Here is a 17212-nt window from a genome sequence, read left to right as displayed (position 1 = left end):
GCAGCATACAGATTCGCTCTGTAATCCCATTCTATCTGGAGGTATTCATGAATATACAAAATCAACTTCGCACCGCTCTCATCACAGGTTCAACGTCAGGAATCGGTCTCGAACTGACCCGCAGATTACTAACTGAAGGATGGCAGGTGATCGGTCTCAACCGTTCCGCTTTCCCTACCGACGATACTGAAATTCAGAACGCCTTACGTTCGGGTCAACTCCGTTTGGTTCAGGCTAACCTGACCAACTACGACAGTCTGAGAATGGCACTGAATCAGATTACATCCGATACCGATTCGATTGATGTTTTGTTTAACAACGCCGGGGGCAGCGCTGCCGAACTTCGTTTTTCTGACCAGGGTCATGAAATGCACTTTGAACTCCAAACCGTGGTCCCTTACATCATCTACATGGAATTAGTTGAGCTATTGCTCAAAGGGAAGATGAAAACAGTCGTCAATACTTCCACCACCGCGTTCAGTATGGTCAAACAATTTGATCTAAATATCCTGGAACGTCCAGCTGAATTCAAAAAGCTGTTTGGTCCCTATGCCGCTTCGAAGCTCGGTCTATCTCTATGGACACGCGAGGTTGCGAAGTCTGCCAAAGCAGATGGCATACACCTGCTAAGCGTAGACCCCGGAGGAAATAATACGCTAAGGGGCAACAAAACATCCGGCCTGCCCTTCTACATCAAACCTGTCATGAAATGGTTCTTCCCTCATCCAAGTCACGGCGCTTCATTGCTCTACAGTGCGGCCTTATATCCAACCAGACACGAATCCGGTGCGTTCCTGGTTAAAAATAAAGCGAAAGCACTTCGTTTCACAGAGCAAGGTCCTGCTGTTTTAAACCGGGTAAACGAGATCTACGAGCAGGCTTTTCGTACAACGCAGTCTGGAAAGGCCACAATCACCCGATCTTAACCATGATGGATGGTGAGCACTAACATAACAAAAAACACGCCATAGTGGTCATAACCCTGTCAAGTAGACAATACAAAAAAGACAAGATTTAAGCTGCGGCCGTTTCCCGGTATTCTACTGGGGAACGGTCGTTTAGTTTTTTCTGAAATCGGTTTTGGTTGTAAAACAATATGTATTCGCTTACTTGCTGTTCAACCTCCGCTTTGTTTGCCGCTGTATTCAAATAAATTTTCTCAGTCTTCAAATGAGAAAAGAACGACTCGATACAGGCATTATCTAAACAATTCCCACGCCTGGAGTGACTGCCTAGGATGCCGAGTTGTTTCAGTTTACGGTTAAATGGCTTCGAGGTATATTGAAATCCTTGGTCCGAGTGCAGAATTACGCCACTCAGATCCACATGCTGACAGAGTCTATCCAACGTGTTATGGACCAAAGCGAGGTCATTTCGTTCAGAAAGATGCCACGCTACAATTTCGTTATTGTATAAATCCTGAACGACAGAGAGGTACACAAAATGTTCTCCAGCACGAATAAAGGTAATGTCGGTAACCAGCTTCGTTCGTGGCGTATCCGCCTGAAACTGGCGCTCTAGCCGATTCGGGTTCACCACAGAAACTTGTTTTCCAAAGAATCGACGTTTCTTTCGAATGACAGAGCAGATGCCTAATTGTTTCATTAATCGGTACACCTTTTTGTGGTTGACCCGAAGGCCTTCTCTCCGTAAAGCTACCGTCATTCGAAGGTAACCAAAGTAGGGATGAACGCGATGGATGGCAAGCAGATGCGATTCCAATTCATGATCCTTTTGTCTACGTTCGCTTGTCGCCTGTCTGCTTTTTCTCCACTTGTAATAGCCCGAACGGGAAACCGCAGCTAACTTCAAGAGCCAAACCAGGCGATGGTGTGCTCGTAGGTCCTCTATAATTTGAAATCTGGCATCTTTACTCGTCACTCCTTGTGTAGATTTGGATACTGCTTTTTTAAGTATTCAATCTCCGCCCGCAAGTAGGCCATCTCTTCTTCCATACTAGAAAACTTGGTTCTAAGGCGTCCCCGTTTGGATGGAGCAGGTTCTAGACTCATTCCCTGTTTCGCTTTTGCTGCCCACACTTGTACCTGAGATTTATTTTGAATATTTAAACGTGTTGCTACTTCACGTATGCTCATATGTTCCTCGTTGACCAGCCGGGCCGCCTCCAATTTCAATTCCAAGGAGTACCGCCGGAAAGTTTGTCCTTTTTTAGCCATGAAAAAAATCCCCTTCGTTTGACAAGATTAAGTCCATCTTAACAGATGTCTTTTTTCTCTTGTCTACTAAAAGGGGATAATACCAATGTGGTCACGTCTTTTTAGTCGTTTGTCCTTCATATTATCCAGGCCCTGATTCATAGGTGTAAACATAACGATACAATGTCGCGTGCAACATGCTACTGAATCTGGAGGGATCACTCAATGAGCAGAGGACAGCAACCCAACGAAAAACCATTCATCATCCCGCAACCTATTCGCAGTGATGGTGCTGGAGGACCTGATCTGGGACCCAGAGACGTCATGAGAGATATACAAAACCCCGATATGCTGGTGCCTCCAGCTACTGATAACGGGTTATTGCCCAATCTGAGAATGTCTTTTTCCGATACCCATATGCAATTGAACCAAGGCGGGTGGTCACGTGAAATCACCGTGCGGGATCTCCCTGTTGCCACTACACTGGCTGGTGTGAACATGAGTCTGACGCCCGGTGGTGTACGGGAACTGCACTGGCATCAGCAATCCGAATGGGCCTATATGATCTGGGGAACGGCAAGAATCACCTCGGTAGATCAGAACGGACGTAATTTTATTGCCGATGTCGGGCCTGGGGATCTCTGGTTTTTCCCTAAAGGTCTGCCCCATTCCATTCAAGGACTGGAGGATGGTTGTGAATTTCTGCTCGTGTTTGATGACGGGTCCTTCTCCGATCTGAATACGTTATCCATATCCGATTGGTTTGCCCATACACCACCAGAGGTATTGTCTGTTAATTTTGGCGTGCCCGAATCCGCTTTTCAGTCAATGCCGAAGGAACAGGTCTATATTTTCCAAGATACCGTTCCGGGTTCCATTGAGAGCCAGGAAGTTCAGTCTCCATACGGCACCGTTCCTCTCACATTCAAACATCGATTGTTAGCCCAGGAACCGCTGATCACACCTGGCGGAAGCGTGCGGATTGTAGACTCCACTAACTTCCCCATTTCGACTACTGTTGCGGCAGCACTCGTTGAGATCCGACCTGGCGCCATGCGCGAACTGCACTGGCATCCCAATGCGGATGAATGGCAATACTATCTAACAGGACAGGGAAGAATGACCGTCTTCGGAGGCAATGGTATTGCTCGCACCTTTGATTATCGGGCTGGAGATGTCGGATATGTTCCCGTCGCAATGGGACACTATATACAGAATACTGGTACAGACACCTTATGGTTTTTGGAGATATTTCGGAGTGATCGCTTTGAGGATGTGTCACTAAATCAGTGGATGGCGTTAACCCCGCGGGATCTGGTCCGTGACAATCTGAATGCACCCCCTGAGTTGCTGGATGCCTTGCGTAAAGTAAAATGGCCTGTCGTTTAAATTAGTGTGTAGAAAATAAAACAAGCAGATCTACCTATTCAAGGTACTCTGCTTGTTTTATTTTGTCGGTGTACAACCACTTACTCTTTCATAAACAGCTCATCCACACGGGTTTCTTACCTAATCAGATATGCGTAGGTTTAATCGCCTGAATATACACACTTTCTCCTTGGAAGCTGACAAGCTTCCCGTGTTCTGTCACTTCAAAGTTGAAAAATTTTCGAATGATGGAAGGTGCACTCAACATGCTTGCTTCAAGCTCCTCCCTCTCCTGCTCGGGCAGTGCTGCACGGTTACACCACTCTTTAAACTTAAAGCGTTTCTGGAAGGAAGCCATCGCTTCCGTCCGAAATCCAGCATACTCCAGCATATGAATCCATTCAGTTTTGCGCCATGCTCGAACATGGCTTGCATCCCGGCACTTCTCCACTTCATTGTAAAACTGGTCATTCTCATCACGTTCAGGTGCCACGTTGTCAATAAATAACAACCTTCCACCAGGCTTCATAACTCGTAATGCCTCATGAACAAACGAAGAAACGTCCGGAAAATGGTGAGCAGCGATTCGGCAGGTTACAAGGTCAAAGATATCATCATCGAATGGCAGCTTCTCTGCATCCCCAGGAACAAAATCTACATTACGGTGTCCATTGCCCTGGATAAATTGTTCAGCCACCTGCAGCATTTCCTCCGTTAGATCGAGAGCTGCCACCCGCTGAACAAGTGGAGCCAATGCATTAGCGACATGCCCTCCCCCAGTGGCGATATCCAGCACGTTCATATCCGGAGTGGCTTGAGATGAAGCCACGAGCAACGCGAGATCCTCACCTTTGGCATGCCCCGAACTCGTCACGTATTTACCTGCATTTTTCGCAAACTGCTTCTGCACCTGACTTTTAATTACATCAGACATTCCAATTCCTCCTGCATAAGTTTCATTAGACGAAACATAGTTTCAAAATATAATTGTATTTATTTTACCATAGATGAATGTAAAAGCTAAATAAGCATTTTACACAAATCCGGAGGCAACTTTCCACTACCTAACCAAAAAGCTGAAATAAAAAAACATCCCCCAAGTGAATTTCACCCAGGAGATGTTTCTTATATTTGTTACTTCACAAGCGTTGGTGACTTCTTCCACAGTCCCAGAATCAGACCGGAGATCACAGCACCAATCGCAACAGCGAGCAGGAACAATAATGCGTGGTTCGCCAGTGCTGCAACAAAGATCCCGCCGTGCGGAGCTGGTACATTAATGTGCCACAGTTGTGTCAATCCGCCAGCAACAGCGGAACCCAGAATACAAGAAGTCAATACACGCAATGGATCAGCCGCAGCAAATGGAATTGCACCTTCAGTAATGAAAGAGAATCCAAGTACATAGTTAGTCAAACCTGATTTGCGTTCTTGCTCTGTAAATTTGGATTTGAAGAATGTTGTTGCAAGAGCGATCGCCAGAGGAGGCACCATACCGCCTGCCATAACCGCTGCCATCCATGCACCGTCTGTGTTACCACTGGATGTGAATACACCAATCGCGAATGTGTAAGCCGCTTTGTTGAACGGTCCACCCATATCGATGGACATCATACCGCCAAGCAGCAAACCCAGCAATACCGCATTACCTGTACCCAGATTACCAAGTGCATCTACAAGCCATGTGTTAAGGGAACCAAAGATTGGATCAAAGACGTAGAAACTGATTGCACCCACGATCAGCAAGCCGAATACCGGATACAGCAAGATTGGTTTCAAACCATCAATTGCTTTCGGCAATCCTTTGAACAACTTACGAAGACCAATGACTACATAACCTGCCAAGAAACCGGCGGCCAAACCACCAAGGAAACCGGCATTTGAGGTAACCGCCATTAATCCACCGACCATACCAGGCATCAGGGCTGGACGATCACCAATACTCATCGCGATAAATCCGGCAAGTACGGGAATCAGGAAGTGGAATGCACCTGTTCCGCCACCAATCGTTTGCAGCAGCTGGAAGAGGGGATTATCCTCGCCCGCAAGCTGTTCGATCAGGAACGAAATAGCCAGGAGGATTCCTCCACCTACGACAAACGGAAGCATATGTGAAATCCCGTTCATTAGATCTTTATAGATTTTGCTACCTACACTGATCTTGCCAGCGCTTGCGCCCTCTTCCTTGGCATTTCCGCCCTGACTACGATAGATCGGTGCATCGCCGTTAACAGCCTTGCGAATCAGCTCTTCGGATTTACGGATTCCATCGCTCACCGGTCTTTGCAATACCGGTTTGCCATCGAAACGTGCCATCTCCACATTTTTGTCTGCGGCAACGATAACCCCTTTAGCACGAGCGATCTCATCAGCAGTGAGAACATTCTGCGCTCCTTCAGAGCCGTTTGTCTCTACGCGAATATTAATGCCCATTTCCTGAGCTTTCTTTTTAAGTGCATCTTCAGCCATAAACGTATGAGCTATACCGGTTGGACAGGCTGTAACCGCAACAACAAAATCTTCCGAATTGGCATTACCTACAATCACACCAGAAGTATTCTGTTGCTGACCAGTAGTAGTAGCGGATGCCGCATTCGCTGCTTTTTCAGCTTTTGCTTTCTCTTTGGCTGCTTCCTTCTCAGCTGCTTCTGCCTGTTTGGCATCAAACAATGCACTAACTTCCGCAGGTGTATCTGTACTCATCAATTGTGAGATGAAATCGCTATCAATCAACAACCTGGAAAGAGCTGCAAGCGTACGCAGATGGGTATTACCTGCGCCTTCTGGAGCCGCAATCATGAAGAACACATGAGCTGGCTGATCATCCAACGCTTCAAAATCAAGCCCTTTTCTACTCTTGGCAAATACAACTGTCGGTTCGTTCACCGCTGTTGTTTTGGCATGTGGCATCGCAATTCCGCCACCGATCCCCGTGCTGGATTCAGCTTCTCTTTTATAGATCATTTCCTTGAACAGAACAGGATCATTAATACGTCCGCTTCGGTTCAGGCTTGCAATTAGTTCATCAATAGCCTCAGCTTTGGTTGTGGCTTGCAGGTCCATGATCATCGTTTCCTGGATCATCAAGTCTGTTATTCTCATCTTGGTACACTCCCTTAAGTTCTATCGGCCCGCGATATGCAGGCCTCACTACATTACAATTACAGTGAAACACTTCTATATAATTGTTAGACTAGATTGTCGTTATGGTTACTTGATTGCGCAACTCATCAATCCATTCACGTGTTGCCAGATCATCCGAGAACGCAGTTGCGCTTCCAGATGCAACCCCTGTGCGGAAAGCTTCCAGCAGGTCCCCACTCTGTACGAAGGTACCTACGAATCCGCCAATCATGGAGTCTCCGGCACCAACGGAGTTTCTCACAGTGCCTTTTGGCACGTTCGCATGATGAACTTCCGCTTTGGTAATGAATAGTGCACCTTCGCCTGCCATGGAGATCAACACATGTTTGGCACCGGCTTCAAGCAACTTACGCCCGTATAACACCAGTTCCTCGCGAGTCTCAATGGTTACTCCGAACAGTTCAGCCAGTTCATGATGATTCGGCTTCACCAGCAATGGTTCATGTACAAGAGCTTCCATTAGTGCAGGTCCAGTTGTGTCAATTACGAATTCGGCACCCGTTTGCTTGCAGACTTTAATGAGACGATCATAGAAATCCGTTCCAAGTGACGGTGGCACGCTTCCGGAGAGAATGACAATATCTCCTTTTTGCAATGATGACAATTTGTGTAGCAACTGCTCCGTCTCTTCTGCACTGATTGCAGGTCCAAGACCATTAATCTCTGTCTCTTCTCCATGCTTCAGCTTAATGTTAATGCGAGTATCGTCTGCAATCGTGACAAAGTCTGTCTGGATGTTATCTTCTTGCAACTTGTCATTAATGAAACGTCCGGTGAATCCACCAAGGAAACCAATGGCCGTGTTATCTGCTCCAAGTTGATTCAGTATGCGAGAAACATTAATGCCTTTGCCGCCCGGGAGCTTCAAATCCCGATTCATTCGATTCAATCCGCCAAGCTTCAGCTCATCCACTTCCACGATGTAATCAATGGACGGGTTTAGTGTTATCGTATATATCATCGTTATCCCTCAATTATTTTAGTTTTCTGGGCGATTCCAAGCCGCCAGTGTTCTGGCATCTGCTCGGTAATCAAATCGGCCTCCTCCAAATCGAACAATTTGGCAAAAGTAATTTCCCCTATTTTGCTGGAATCAGCCAGCACATAAGATTTTCCCGACAATTGATGTGCACGCCTTTTAATCAAGGCTTCCTCCGGATCAGGTGTTGTATACCCCATTTCGGGGTCCACTCCATTGCTCCCAAGAAAACATTTATCAAAACGGAAGTTATCCATGTTCTGTAATGCAATACTGCCGATGACTGCTTTCGTATGAATTTTCATCATACCGCCGAGCAAGTAACTGCGAATACGTTTGCTTACCAATGCCTCAACATGTGAAAGTCCGTTCGTAACAACCGTTACGTCCCTAGCTTCAATAAAAGGAATCATGGCTAACGTTGTCGTTCCTGCATCCAAATAGATGCATTCACCATTTTCGATCTCCTGTGCAGCCAAACGGGCAATCGTTGTTTTCTGTTGAATGTTTTTGAACGTTTTTTCTTCCATGCCCGGTTCCAGCGTTTTTTCATTCACCAGTGCGGCACCGCCGTGGATGCGTTTGAGCATCTGACGACTCTCCAGATCAATCAAATCACGTCTAATCGTTGATTCAGAAGCACCTAGTACATCAACAAGCTCTTGTAACTTCACAATTCCCTGTAAATGTAAGCGCTCTATAATTGCAGCATATCGTTCTTCAGTCAGCATCTTCATTCCTCCAACTGCTTATATAGTATCATAAATCCCTCAAAAAACAACCACTTTCATTCAAAATAATTTAAAAACCTTCAAAAACCCGCATCTTTCGACTTATTTTCTTATTCAATTGTCCCTTCCCCTGACTCCTGAACACGCATCTGATAATCTAGTCCCTATTTTATCGAAGGTGGTGACCTGATGACAGATCGTCCACACAAACGGCGAAAACCCTGTGCCCTGCATCAGAAAAAGAAAGATTCCTCTCCTCGCTTTGGATGGATCTCCTCCAACTGGAGTGGCTACGCTCGTACAGGAACACAGAACCAATACCGCCGCATCTCAGCGGAATGGACTGTCCCTTATGTTCTACCTGGTACACGTAACTCATATTCATCCGCATGGATTGGCATTGATGGCTTCGAGAACAGCAGTCTCATTCAGACCGGAACAGGTCACGACTGGATTCAAGGCAAGCCCAGCTATTATGCCTGGTGGGAGATCCTCCCCGACGCGGAAACCATCATTCCACATCCCGTTTCCCCTGGTCATCGCATTCGGGCAGTCATCTCCAAGTTAACGCGCAAAACCTGGTGCATCACTCTTTCTAATCTAACCCTAGGTTGGACCTTCCGTACCATTCAGTATTATTCAGGTCCGCTGTCCTCTGCGGAGTGGATTGTTGAAGCACCCACTGTAGGAAGCTCCATCGCCTCCATGGCACGGCTTACCCCCGTAACCTTCAACATGTGCCGCCTGAACGGGCAGTATCCTGCTTTTCGCACCTCTCAAAAAGGGATCATGATTCAAGGACGAGGTATCGTCTCAATCCCTGGCACCCCTAATCGGTGCAAAGATGGATTTACAGTTCGTCGCAACACTTGAGTATTTAACGATCGAACGAAGTTACTTACTTCATGATCTTTTAGGTGATATTTCGTGGCCCTCGTATCTCCATTAAAAATCCTGCAGCCTCCAGCGCTTGATGCGCGGGGTTGCAGGATTTTTCTTTTCATGGAAACTTCATGGCGTTTATGACTCTACAACCATTGCATCCGGTTTGGGTTTAAGCCATTTGCCATCCTCATTAATAAAAGCCCCCTTGAAGCGGCCCATCTCCAATTGTTCAATCAGCCTCTCCTCGTCCATGACCAGAATCTCAGCTAACTGCCCCGAGGTGTAATAATGAGCGGGATTGTAGTCGAGCAGCACAGGAACAGACGTATCATATAGTTCTTTGATCAGATTCTCAAAGGAATGCCGCCCCAGATTCTCCATGTCTCTATAAAAATGCAAATGTTGGGACACCATGTTACGGAAAGATTTATTTTCCAGATGCATCCACAACGTATTGCAAGCCTGAACACTCATATGATTTTGTTCCACATCAAAATATTGCACTTCTTCAATCTTCATGTATTTCTCTTGAAATGCAACGATCTTAATCAAAGGTACATTTCGTTTACGTGACGCTTTCTTCAAATGGGCTCTAAATTGTTCATAGTTCATTTCATTCATCTATTATCCCTGCCTTTAACATGTTCCAACCGACATTTTACAACAAATTGTAGGCAAGTGTAACCTTCATCATGTGAAAAACAAAAAAACGTGCAGCATCAGATGCCACACGTTCACCATATTATAGAGTGCATTTAATCAGCCAAGGGCACCCGTTTTCGCCCACGTAGCCGTAAATTCCTGTTCTTCATACGCATAGAATTGTTGCAAAATAACCTCCCGATCATCAAGGAACAACTGATCCGCTATGGCAGAGACCAGTTTCGGCACCGCACTCTTGGTCCCCGATATGGCCGATGCGGACAGACCACAGCTGGCAAGTGCAGAGTAATTGAATACGAAGAGTCCATGCAGCTGTTCCTCACCCTGCTCACTTCTGCTAGTCATCGCAAACCCTGAACTCAGGTATGGATGTGCGTCCAACAATGCATTACGATGCTCTGGCGGAGCCTGATAACAGTCCTCCCAACGTGCGATATGCGACTCTACAAGTCTGAGTTCAGGCCGGAGTGCCGGATCACTGAGAAGACCTGTGCTAATGATCAGAAAATCAAATTCATATGCTCCCTGTGCAGTATGCACAATTGTTCCCTGATCTGATGCTTCTACACTGAGCCAAGGCGAGTTCAAATGCAATTCGAATCCAGGCCAGGCTGCTGCACGATTAAACGTATCGTTGGTTGGCGGTTGATTGAATTTGAAGAAATGAGAGATCACTTCATATTTATCAGCAACCGGAAGAGCGTGGTATCGCTCGATCATACCGGATTGTTCCATCTGACGAATAGGATTAACACTAGGCAGCTGTTCCCGCCGTACAAATACATGAGCTTCCGCCACACCCGTGGCAAGCGCATAGCTCGCATTATCAAAAGCAGAAGCGCCGCCGCCAAGCACTGCAACCCGTTTACCTTTTAACCGTTCAAAATCAATCGCTTCAGACGTATGGGCATATAGCTCCCGAGGTAATCTATCGGCAATCATGGAAGGTACATGCCACTCTCCGCCCCCTTGTATTCCCGTAGCAAACACTACTTTACGAGCAAGTATGACATCCATCTGAGTTCCTGCCTTGTTCACATGAAGCCGATGTATTCCGTTCTCTGTTGGCTCAACCAGTGTCAATTTCACCTCATTAAGCACAGGCAGATTCAATACTTCCCGATACCAGCGCAAATAATTCATCCAGTCTCCACGCGGGATCTTGTCTACTTCTTCCCAACCTTCGGGCCCAACCTGTGCTTCCCACCATGAGCGAAAGGTTAACGAGGGGATACCTAGATCGATGGAAGTCAGATGCTTGGGTGTACGCAAAGTAACCATTCGCGCATAAGTCTCCCAAGGTCCTTCAAGCCCCGATGTATTCTCGTCAATGACCACAATATTGGAGATTCGTTCACGAAGAAGCCCAAATGCCGCCCCTAATCCACTCTGGCCTCCACCCACAATGACGACATCATAGACATGACCATCCGCATGTTCTCTTGGAAGTACCCAGTTCGCGCCACCAAATGACAAATAATCCAGATCAGTCTTCACACGTTCATTCAAAGCTTCCAGGCTCATGATTCATCAACCCTTTCGAGATACATATATGAACTATTTTTTTTTGATTATTTTTGATGTGAGTTTGTTGTCAGTTATATTGGAATAATTATGATTTCACCTTGTATTTCTGAAATATATTAGCGTTATTATATGAGTTATCGGGGATGAATTGAAGTTCGCGGCAGCTTTATTGTCATCAAAACTAAAAATAACTGACATGCTTGTTAATCTGCACGAAGCTAACTGGACGGTACCTTCACCCTCTTGTGCGCTTCCTTCTAGACGGGTGCTTTTGCAGAAAATAAAAAAGCCAGACCAAGATGTAACCTTGGTCTGGCTTATTAAAGGAATGCTATTGGCCGGCTTGTTCACGGCGCTGCAATTTTTCATTGGTTAATTTCTCAGGAGTCACATCATGACCCAGTGGGTCCACAACGGATACTGCCAACATCGTTGTCAGCACCTGACCTCGAATAGCCTGTAAATATTGTTTTCTAAGCTCCTGCTGCTCGCTTTTTTCTGCTTTCGTCAAGCCGACGCTGCTGCGTTGTTTTCGACTTAATTCATTGATGCGTCCCAAAATAGGAATCATGCAATCCACCTCACTTGTTAGTCCAATTCTCGAAAGATATTTCGAATATCTTCAAACTAACTTATTACAACTTCACGAATTTGTCCATAGGCGCGCAATCCGTTAAGAAGTTTTTAGGTGATCTCGTGTACAGACCACACGATGCCATTCGTAGCACCACTGCCCAGATTCAACGTAATCGTCAGCCCGTTTGCGGCATAGAACAGTCCAATTACATCTCCCGCATTCAATGCCACTTCTACCGCCAAAGTAACTGCACCGCTTCCCAGTACTGCCCGCAGTGTTAGTAGTGTAACGGCTATATTGAGTACGGGCAATAAACCACTAACCAGAGTTGTAACTGTCGGTGATGTCCTTTGGACTAGAAAGGCTGGGTTAACTCCAGCACCCAGTGATAGGGCGATCGCTGCGGTCGTTGCATAATTGATCGTGGCCACAATGGAATATCTCCCTGTCACCGGGACCGTGTAATTTCCTGTTGTTGCATTGAAGTTGGCATTACCGTAATAAGGACTCGTTGTCGTCCAGTTGGTTAACTGTGCGCTCGTTGCTGTCGAAAGTGTCGCCAGGAAGGCCGAGAATCCTTGTGTTGCAAAGTTGGGCCCGGTTGGGCCCGTAGCTCCTGTCAGCCCCGTTGCCCCAGTCGCACCTGTAGTTCCTGTGATGCCTGTTGCTCCCGTAGCTCCAGTTGCACTAGTTACACCAGTTATGCCGGTAGCTCCTGTAAGTCCGTTAGCACCAGTTGGTCCAGTCGGGCCGGTTGCACCTGTAGTTCCTGTAGTCCCAGTTACACCAGTTAGTCCTGCAGCTCCTGTTATTCCTGTTTCTCCAGTTGCTCCGGTCGCGCCTGTTATACCTGTAACTCCTGTTGAACCCGTACTTCCTGTGGCTCCTGTAAGACCAGTCGCTCCGGTCGCACCTGTAGTACCCGTAGCACCAGTTACGCCAGTCGTACCGGTTATGCCAGTGGCTCCGGTTGCTCCCGTTACACCTGTCGTACCAGTAGTGCCTGTTACACCCGTCTCTCCAGTAGCTCCAGTCACACCCGTAATTCCAGTTACGCCGGTCGTGCCGGTTGGTCCTGTTTCACCAGTAATACCCATTGGACCGGTTACCCCTGTAGCACCTGTAAATCCAGTTACGCCAGTAATACCAGTCGCACCGGTTGGTCCTGCCGTGCCGGTTATGCCAGTCGCACCAGTTGGTCCCGTTACACCTGTCGTACCAGTAACGCCGGTCGTGCCGGTTATTCCTGTTTCTCCTGTAAATCCGGTTACGCCAGTAATCCCAGTAGCACCAGTCAGTCCAGTCGCACCTGTGATCCCGGTTAGACCCGTCTCCCCAGTGAATCCAGTAAGTCCAGTTACTCCCGTAACTCCGGTTGATCCTGTCACACCAGTTGGACCAGTAATTCCAGTAGCACCAGTCGGCCCGGTTACGCCAGTTATTCCTGTGGAACCCGTACTCCCCGTTGCTCCTGTGACTCCAGTTATGCCAGTCGCACCAGTGACTCCCGTTAGACCCGTTCCCCCCGTAATGCCGGTTGTACCCGTACTTCCCGTTGCTCCTGTGACTCCAGTTATGCCAGTCACACCAGTGGCTCCGGTTGGTCCTGTTGTGCCGGTAACGCCTGTTACACCCGTCTCTCCTGTAATGCCCGTGGCTCCAGTTAATCCCGTATCACCAGTCGTCCCCGTAATACCTGTCGTTCCGGTGATACCGGTAACTCCTGTGGCACCAGTTATTCCTGTGGAACCAGTACTCCCTGTTTCTCCTGTAACTCCAGTAGTACCTGTGACTCCGGTTATGCCAGTCGTACCGGTTGGCCCCGTTACACCTGTCGTACCTGTATCGCCTGTTACCCCCGTCTCTCCTGTACTACCAGTGGTTCCTGTTGCTCCACTTAATCCCGTTACACCAGTTGGACCAGTGATTCCTGTTACACCTGTTTCCCCTGTAATGCCAGTTGTGCCCGTTACGCCAGTAGCTCCGGTTGTTCCAGTCACACCTGTGATACCCGTAGTTCCGGTGATGCCAGTGGCACCAGTTGCTCCCGTCGTTCCGGTAAATCCTGTAGTACCTGACACCCCAGTGAATCCAGTTACTCCCGTCTCACCAGTTTGACCAGTAGTACCGGTGGCGCCTGTTTCACCAGAAATACCCGTTAGACCGGTTGCTCCTGTAGCACCTGTAAAACCAGTTACGCCAGTAAAACCAGTCGGTCCGGTGATGCCCGTAGTTCCCGTAACACCAGTCAGTCCAGTCGCACCTGTGATCCCAGTTAGACCCGTCTCACCAGTTTGGCCAGTAATTCCTGTTAGACCCGTTTCCCCTGTGACACCAGTTACACCAGTAACTCCGGTTGTACCCGTGCTTCCTGTTGCTCCAGTCGTACCTGTGACTCCTGTTGTTCCCGTAACGCCGGTGACTCCTGTTAACCCTGTAGCACCAGTAGTTCCAGTAAATCCAGTCATACCTGTGTTGCCCGTAACGCCAGTTAAACCAGTCGGTCCTGACACACCAGTCGCACCGGTTGTACCCGTACTTCCCGTTGGGCCGGTATATCCAGTAATACCTGTTGTACCGGTTGGTCCTGTTTCGCCAGTGACTCCGGTTGTGCCTGTAACCCCGGTGGATCCCGTTAGACCAGTCGTGCCGGTAACTCCTGTTTCACCAGTACTTCCTGTAGCACCAGTCACGCCTGTGATGCCCGTGGGTCCTGTTACTCCAGTAAATCCTGTAACACCAGTTGGGCCAATAGTTCCTGTTAGACCCGTTTCCCCTGTGACACCAGTTACGCCAGTGGCGCCAGTCAGTCCGGTAATGCCTGTGGTACCCGTGATACCCGTAACTCCAGTTAGGCCAGTCGTGCCGGTTGGTCCTGTTGCGCCGGTGGCCCCGGTTACACCTGTTGCTCCTGTTTCTCCAGTTGAACCAGTAGCTCCGGTGGGCCCCGTAATGCCGGTTGTTCCCGTATTTCCCGTCGCTCCTGTAGTTCCAGTTCCTGTAGCACCAGTAACGCCTGTGCCCCCTGTTAGGCCCGTTACTCCAGTAACTCCCGTGGTGCCCGTTATACCTGTGACTCCTGTTTCTCCTGTGACACCAGTAGTTCCTGTGGCTCCGGTCACACCTGTGGTACCCGTAACGCCAGTCAATCCTGTCGTGCCGGTTACACCGATGGGTCCCGTTAGACCAGTATTTCCAGTCGCTCCCGTCTCACCAGTTAATCCAGTTGCCCCCGTAGTGCCTGTTATTCCAGAAGTACCCGTGCTTCCTGTAACCCCAGTCTCACCCGTAATACCTGTTAGACCCGTCTCTCCAGTGACACCAGTAGCTCCGGTCACACCTGTGATTCCAGTTACTCCCGTCTCTCCGGTTACTCCGGCTGTTCCCGTAGTGCCTGTAGTGCCTGTGATGCCAGTAATTCCTGTGGCACCCGTATTTCCCGTTACTCCTGAAACCCCTGATACACCAGTTGTGCCAGTGGCACCGGCTGCTCCAGTAACACCTGTACTTCCCGTGGTTCCAGTCGTACCTGTTTCTCCCGTTTCCCCAATGACACCAGTGGCTCCGGTCGCACCAGTTACTCCGGTTGTTCCTGTGCTACCTGTTTCTCCAGTAATACCAGTTGCTCCAGTCAGTCCGGTGATGCCTGTTGTTCCAGTTAAGCCAGTCGTGCCGGTGACACCAGTTGGTCCTGTGACTCCTGTTAACCCCATCTCACCAGTAAATCCAGTAGCTCCGGTTACACCCGTATTACCCGTAACGCCTGTAACTCCCGTAGTTCCCGTAGACCCGGTCTCCCCAGTGGTTCCTGTCACACCAGTCGTACCCGTACTTCCCGTTGCTCCTATCGTACCTGTAACTCCGGTAGATCCAGTCAAACCTGACTCACCGGTTGGGCCGGTCGTACCTGTAATTCCAGTTTCGCCTGTAGCCCCGGTCGTTCCCATCACACCTGTCGTTCCTGTGGCCCCTGTTAGCCCCGCTTCTCCAGTGGCACCAGTTGCTCCGATTGCACCTGTACTGCCGGTAAACCCAGTAATACCTGTTGTACCGGTTGCTCCTGTTGAACCTGTTGCTCCAGTTGGACCGATTTCCCCTGTAATACCTGTCGTACCTGTAGTACCCGTAACGCCAGTAACTCCCGTGGTTCCAGTTTCTCCAGTTAGACCGGTTACCCCTGTAACACCTGTGAATCCAGTAATACCTGCTGTGCCGGTGCTTCCAGTAGCTCCCGTCACACCAGTGATACCTGTAACGCCAGTTGTGCCGGTTACGCCAGTAACTCCAGTTGTACCCGTGCTTCCTGTTGCTCCAGTCGTACCTGTGACTCCTGTTGTTCCTGTAGCGCCGGTGACTCCAGTTGTGCCAGCGGGTCCTGTTAACCCTGTATCACCAGTAATTCCGGTAGCACCAGTAATTCCGGTAGCACCAGTAATTCCAGTAAATCCAGTCACACCTGTGTTGCCCGTAACGCCAGTAACTCCCGTAGATCCGGTCGCCCCGGTTGGTCCCGTTACACCTGTCGTACCTGTTACGCCTGTTACACCCGTCTCACCAGTAATACCAGTGGCGCCAATCAGTCCAGTGATGCCTGTTGTTCCAGTAGAACCAGTTAGTCCAGTCGCACCAGTGACTCCGGTGATACCTGTTTCTCCAGTAGATCCAGTAAAACCTGTCTCACCAGTTGGGCCCGTACCTGTAATCCCCGTTTCCCCAGTGGCACCCGTAATTCCTGTGGCTCCTGTTTGACCAGTACTTCCCGTTATACCTGTTAATCCAGTCGGACCTGTTAGCCCCGTCTCGCCAGTGACACCAGTTGCTCCTGTTGATCCCGTTCTTCCTGTTTCACCAGTAGTTCCAGTTAGTCCCATCACACCAATTCCAGTTGGACCAGTTGCTCCAGTGAACCCGGTGGCCCCAGCTAATCCAGCAACTCCAGTTGGACCTGTAAAGCCGGTTATACCAGTATTTCCTGTAACACCGGTCACGCCTGTAACACCAAATCCGGTAATTCCAGTTGCGCCGGTTGTTCCTGTGACTCCAGTCAATCCGGTGCCAGTTGCACCTGTAAATCCTGTAACTCCTGTACTTCCAGTAGAACCAGTTACTCCCGCCTCACCCATTGAACCGGTTGGACCTGTAAATCCGGTAGTTCCAGTCACACCTGTGTTGCCCATCAGTC

11 protein-coding genes and 1 pseudogene are annotated in these 17212 nt (G+C 48.6%); 3 read left to right on the top strand and 9 right to left on the bottom strand.

Going from position 1 to position 17212, the window contains the following annotated elements:
- Positions 1-47: 47 nt before the first annotated feature.
- Positions 48-926, top strand: a complete 879-nt coding sequence (locus MKX75_RS09615) for an SDR family NAD(P)-dependent oxidoreductase (protein ID WP_339169424.1) — start codon at positions 48-50, stop codon at positions 924-926.
- Between the two features lie 88 nt (positions 927-1014).
- Here the strand turns inward: MKX75_RS09615 and MKX75_RS09610 are convergent.
- Positions 1015-2177: pseudogene (locus MKX75_RS09610) on the bottom strand (IS3 family transposase).
- A gap of 204 nt (positions 2178-2381) precedes the next feature.
- Here MKX75_RS09610 and MKX75_RS09605 point away from each other — a divergent pair.
- Positions 2382-3545, top strand: a complete 1164-nt coding sequence (locus tag MKX75_RS09605; protein WP_339169422.1) for an oxalate decarboxylase family bicupin — start codon at positions 2382-2384, stop codon at positions 3543-3545.
- A gap of 124 nt (positions 3546-3669) precedes the next feature.
- On the opposite strand, the gene MKX75_RS09600 is transcribed toward MKX75_RS09605, so the two are convergent.
- The 4 genes from MKX75_RS09600 to MKX75_RS09585 form a co-directional block, all read right to left on the bottom strand.
- Positions 3670-4458, bottom strand: a complete 789-nt coding sequence (locus tag MKX75_RS09600; protein WP_339169420.1) for a class I SAM-dependent methyltransferase — start codon at positions 4456-4458, stop codon at positions 3670-3672.
- Between the two features lie 200 nt (positions 4459-4658).
- Positions 4659-6626, bottom strand: coding sequence for a PTS fructose transporter subunit IIABC (locus MKX75_RS09595; RefSeq protein WP_076330361.1), 1968 nt, complete (start codon positions 6624-6626; stop codon positions 4659-4661).
- Between the two features lie 91 nt (positions 6627-6717).
- The gene (pfkB, locus tag MKX75_RS09590) at positions 6718-7629 is read right to left on the bottom strand and encodes a 1-phosphofructokinase (RefSeq protein ID WP_339169419.1); all 912 of its coding nucleotides are present in this window, start codon (positions 7627-7629) and stop codon (positions 6718-6720) included.
- A 2-nt stretch (positions 7630-7631) separates the two neighbouring features.
- Positions 7632-8378, bottom strand: a complete 747-nt coding sequence (locus tag MKX75_RS09585; RefSeq protein ID WP_076330359.1) for a DeoR/GlpR family DNA-binding transcription regulator — start codon at positions 8376-8378, stop codon at positions 7632-7634.
- Positions 8379-8567: 189 nt separating this feature from the next.
- Here MKX75_RS09585 and MKX75_RS09580 point away from each other — a divergent pair, with 189 nt between their 5' ends.
- The gene (locus MKX75_RS09580; protein WP_339169417.1) at positions 8568-9251 is read left to right on the top strand and encodes a G1 family glutamic endopeptidase; all 684 of its coding nucleotides are present in this window, start codon (positions 8568-8570) and stop codon (positions 9249-9251) included.
- Between the two features lie 147 nt (positions 9252-9398).
- Here MKX75_RS09580 and MKX75_RS09575 read toward each other — a convergent pair whose 3' ends face one another.
- The 4 genes from MKX75_RS09575 to MKX75_RS09560 all read right to left on the bottom strand — a co-directional run bounded on the left by MKX75_RS09575 (position 9399) and on the right by MKX75_RS09560 (position 16901).
- On the bottom strand, positions 9399-9884 hold the full coding sequence (locus MKX75_RS09575; protein WP_339169416.1) for a hypothetical protein: 486 nt from the start codon (positions 9882-9884) through the stop codon (positions 9399-9401).
- A gap of 138 nt (positions 9885-10022) precedes the next feature.
- Positions 10023-11450: an NAD(P)-binding domain-containing protein gene (locus MKX75_RS09570; RefSeq protein WP_339169414.1), complete on the bottom strand. Its 1428-nt coding sequence runs from the start codon at positions 11448-11450 to the stop codon at positions 10023-10025.
- Between the two features lie 334 nt (positions 11451-11784).
- A complete protein-coding gene (locus tag MKX75_RS09565) occupies positions 11785-12024 on the bottom strand; it encodes a DUF896 domain-containing protein (protein ID WP_047842338.1) in 240 nt (79 codons plus the stop codon).
- Positions 12025-12137: 113 nt separating this feature from the next.
- A complete protein-coding gene (locus MKX75_RS09560; protein ID WP_339170410.1) occupies positions 12138-16901 on the bottom strand; it encodes a hypothetical protein in 4764 nt (1587 codons plus the stop codon).
- Positions 16902-17212 lie beyond the last annotated feature (311 nt).

The organism is Paenibacillus sp. FSL R5-0341, assembly GCF_037975235.1.
GTDB lineage: Bacteria > Bacillota > Bacilli > Paenibacillales > Paenibacillaceae > Paenibacillus > Paenibacillus amylolyticus_A.
The sequence above is the reverse complement of the archived record's forward strand: the minus strand, read 5'-3'. Positions and strand labels throughout refer to the sequence as shown.

Bases quoted from the DNA above. Each gene is read 5' to 3' on its own strand.
- MKX75_RS09615 (WP_339169424.1), top strand. From the start codon at position 48: ATGAATATACAAAATCAACTTCGCACCGCTCTCATCACAGGTTCAACG.
- MKX75_RS09605 (WP_339169422.1), top strand. From the start codon at position 2,382: ATGAGCAGAGGACAGCAACCCAACGAAAAACCATTCATCATCCCGCAA.
- MKX75_RS09600 (WP_339169420.1), bottom strand. From the start codon at position 4,458: ATGTCTGATGTAATTAAAAGTCAGGTGCAGAAGCAGTTTGCGAAAAAT.
- MKX75_RS09595 (WP_076330361.1), bottom strand. From the start codon at position 6,626: ATGAGAATAACAGACTTGATGATCCAGGAAACGATGATCATGGACCTG.
- pfkB (WP_339169419.1), bottom strand. From the start codon at position 7,629: ATGATATATACGATAACACTAAACCCGTCCATTGATTACATCGTGGAA.
- MKX75_RS09585 (WP_076330359.1), bottom strand. From the start codon at position 8,378: ATGCTGACTGAAGAACGATATGCTGCAATTATAGAGCGCTTACATTTA.
- MKX75_RS09580 (WP_339169417.1), top strand. From the start codon at position 8,568: ATGACAGATCGTCCACACAAACGGCGAAAACCCTGTGCCCTGCATCAG.
- MKX75_RS09575 (WP_339169416.1), bottom strand. From the start codon at position 9,884: ATGAATGAAATGAACTATGAACAATTTAGAGCCCATTTGAAGAAAGCG.
- MKX75_RS09570 (WP_339169414.1), bottom strand. From the start codon at position 11,450: ATGAGCCTGGAAGCTTTGAATGAACGTGTGAAGACTGATCTGGATTAT.
- MKX75_RS09565 (WP_047842338.1), bottom strand. From the start codon at position 12,024: ATGATTCCTATTTTGGGACGCATCAATGAATTAAGTCGAAAACAACGC.
- MKX75_RS09560 (WP_339170410.1), bottom strand. From the start codon at position 16,901: ATGGGACTAACTGGAACTACTGGTGAAACAGGAAGAACGGGATCAACA.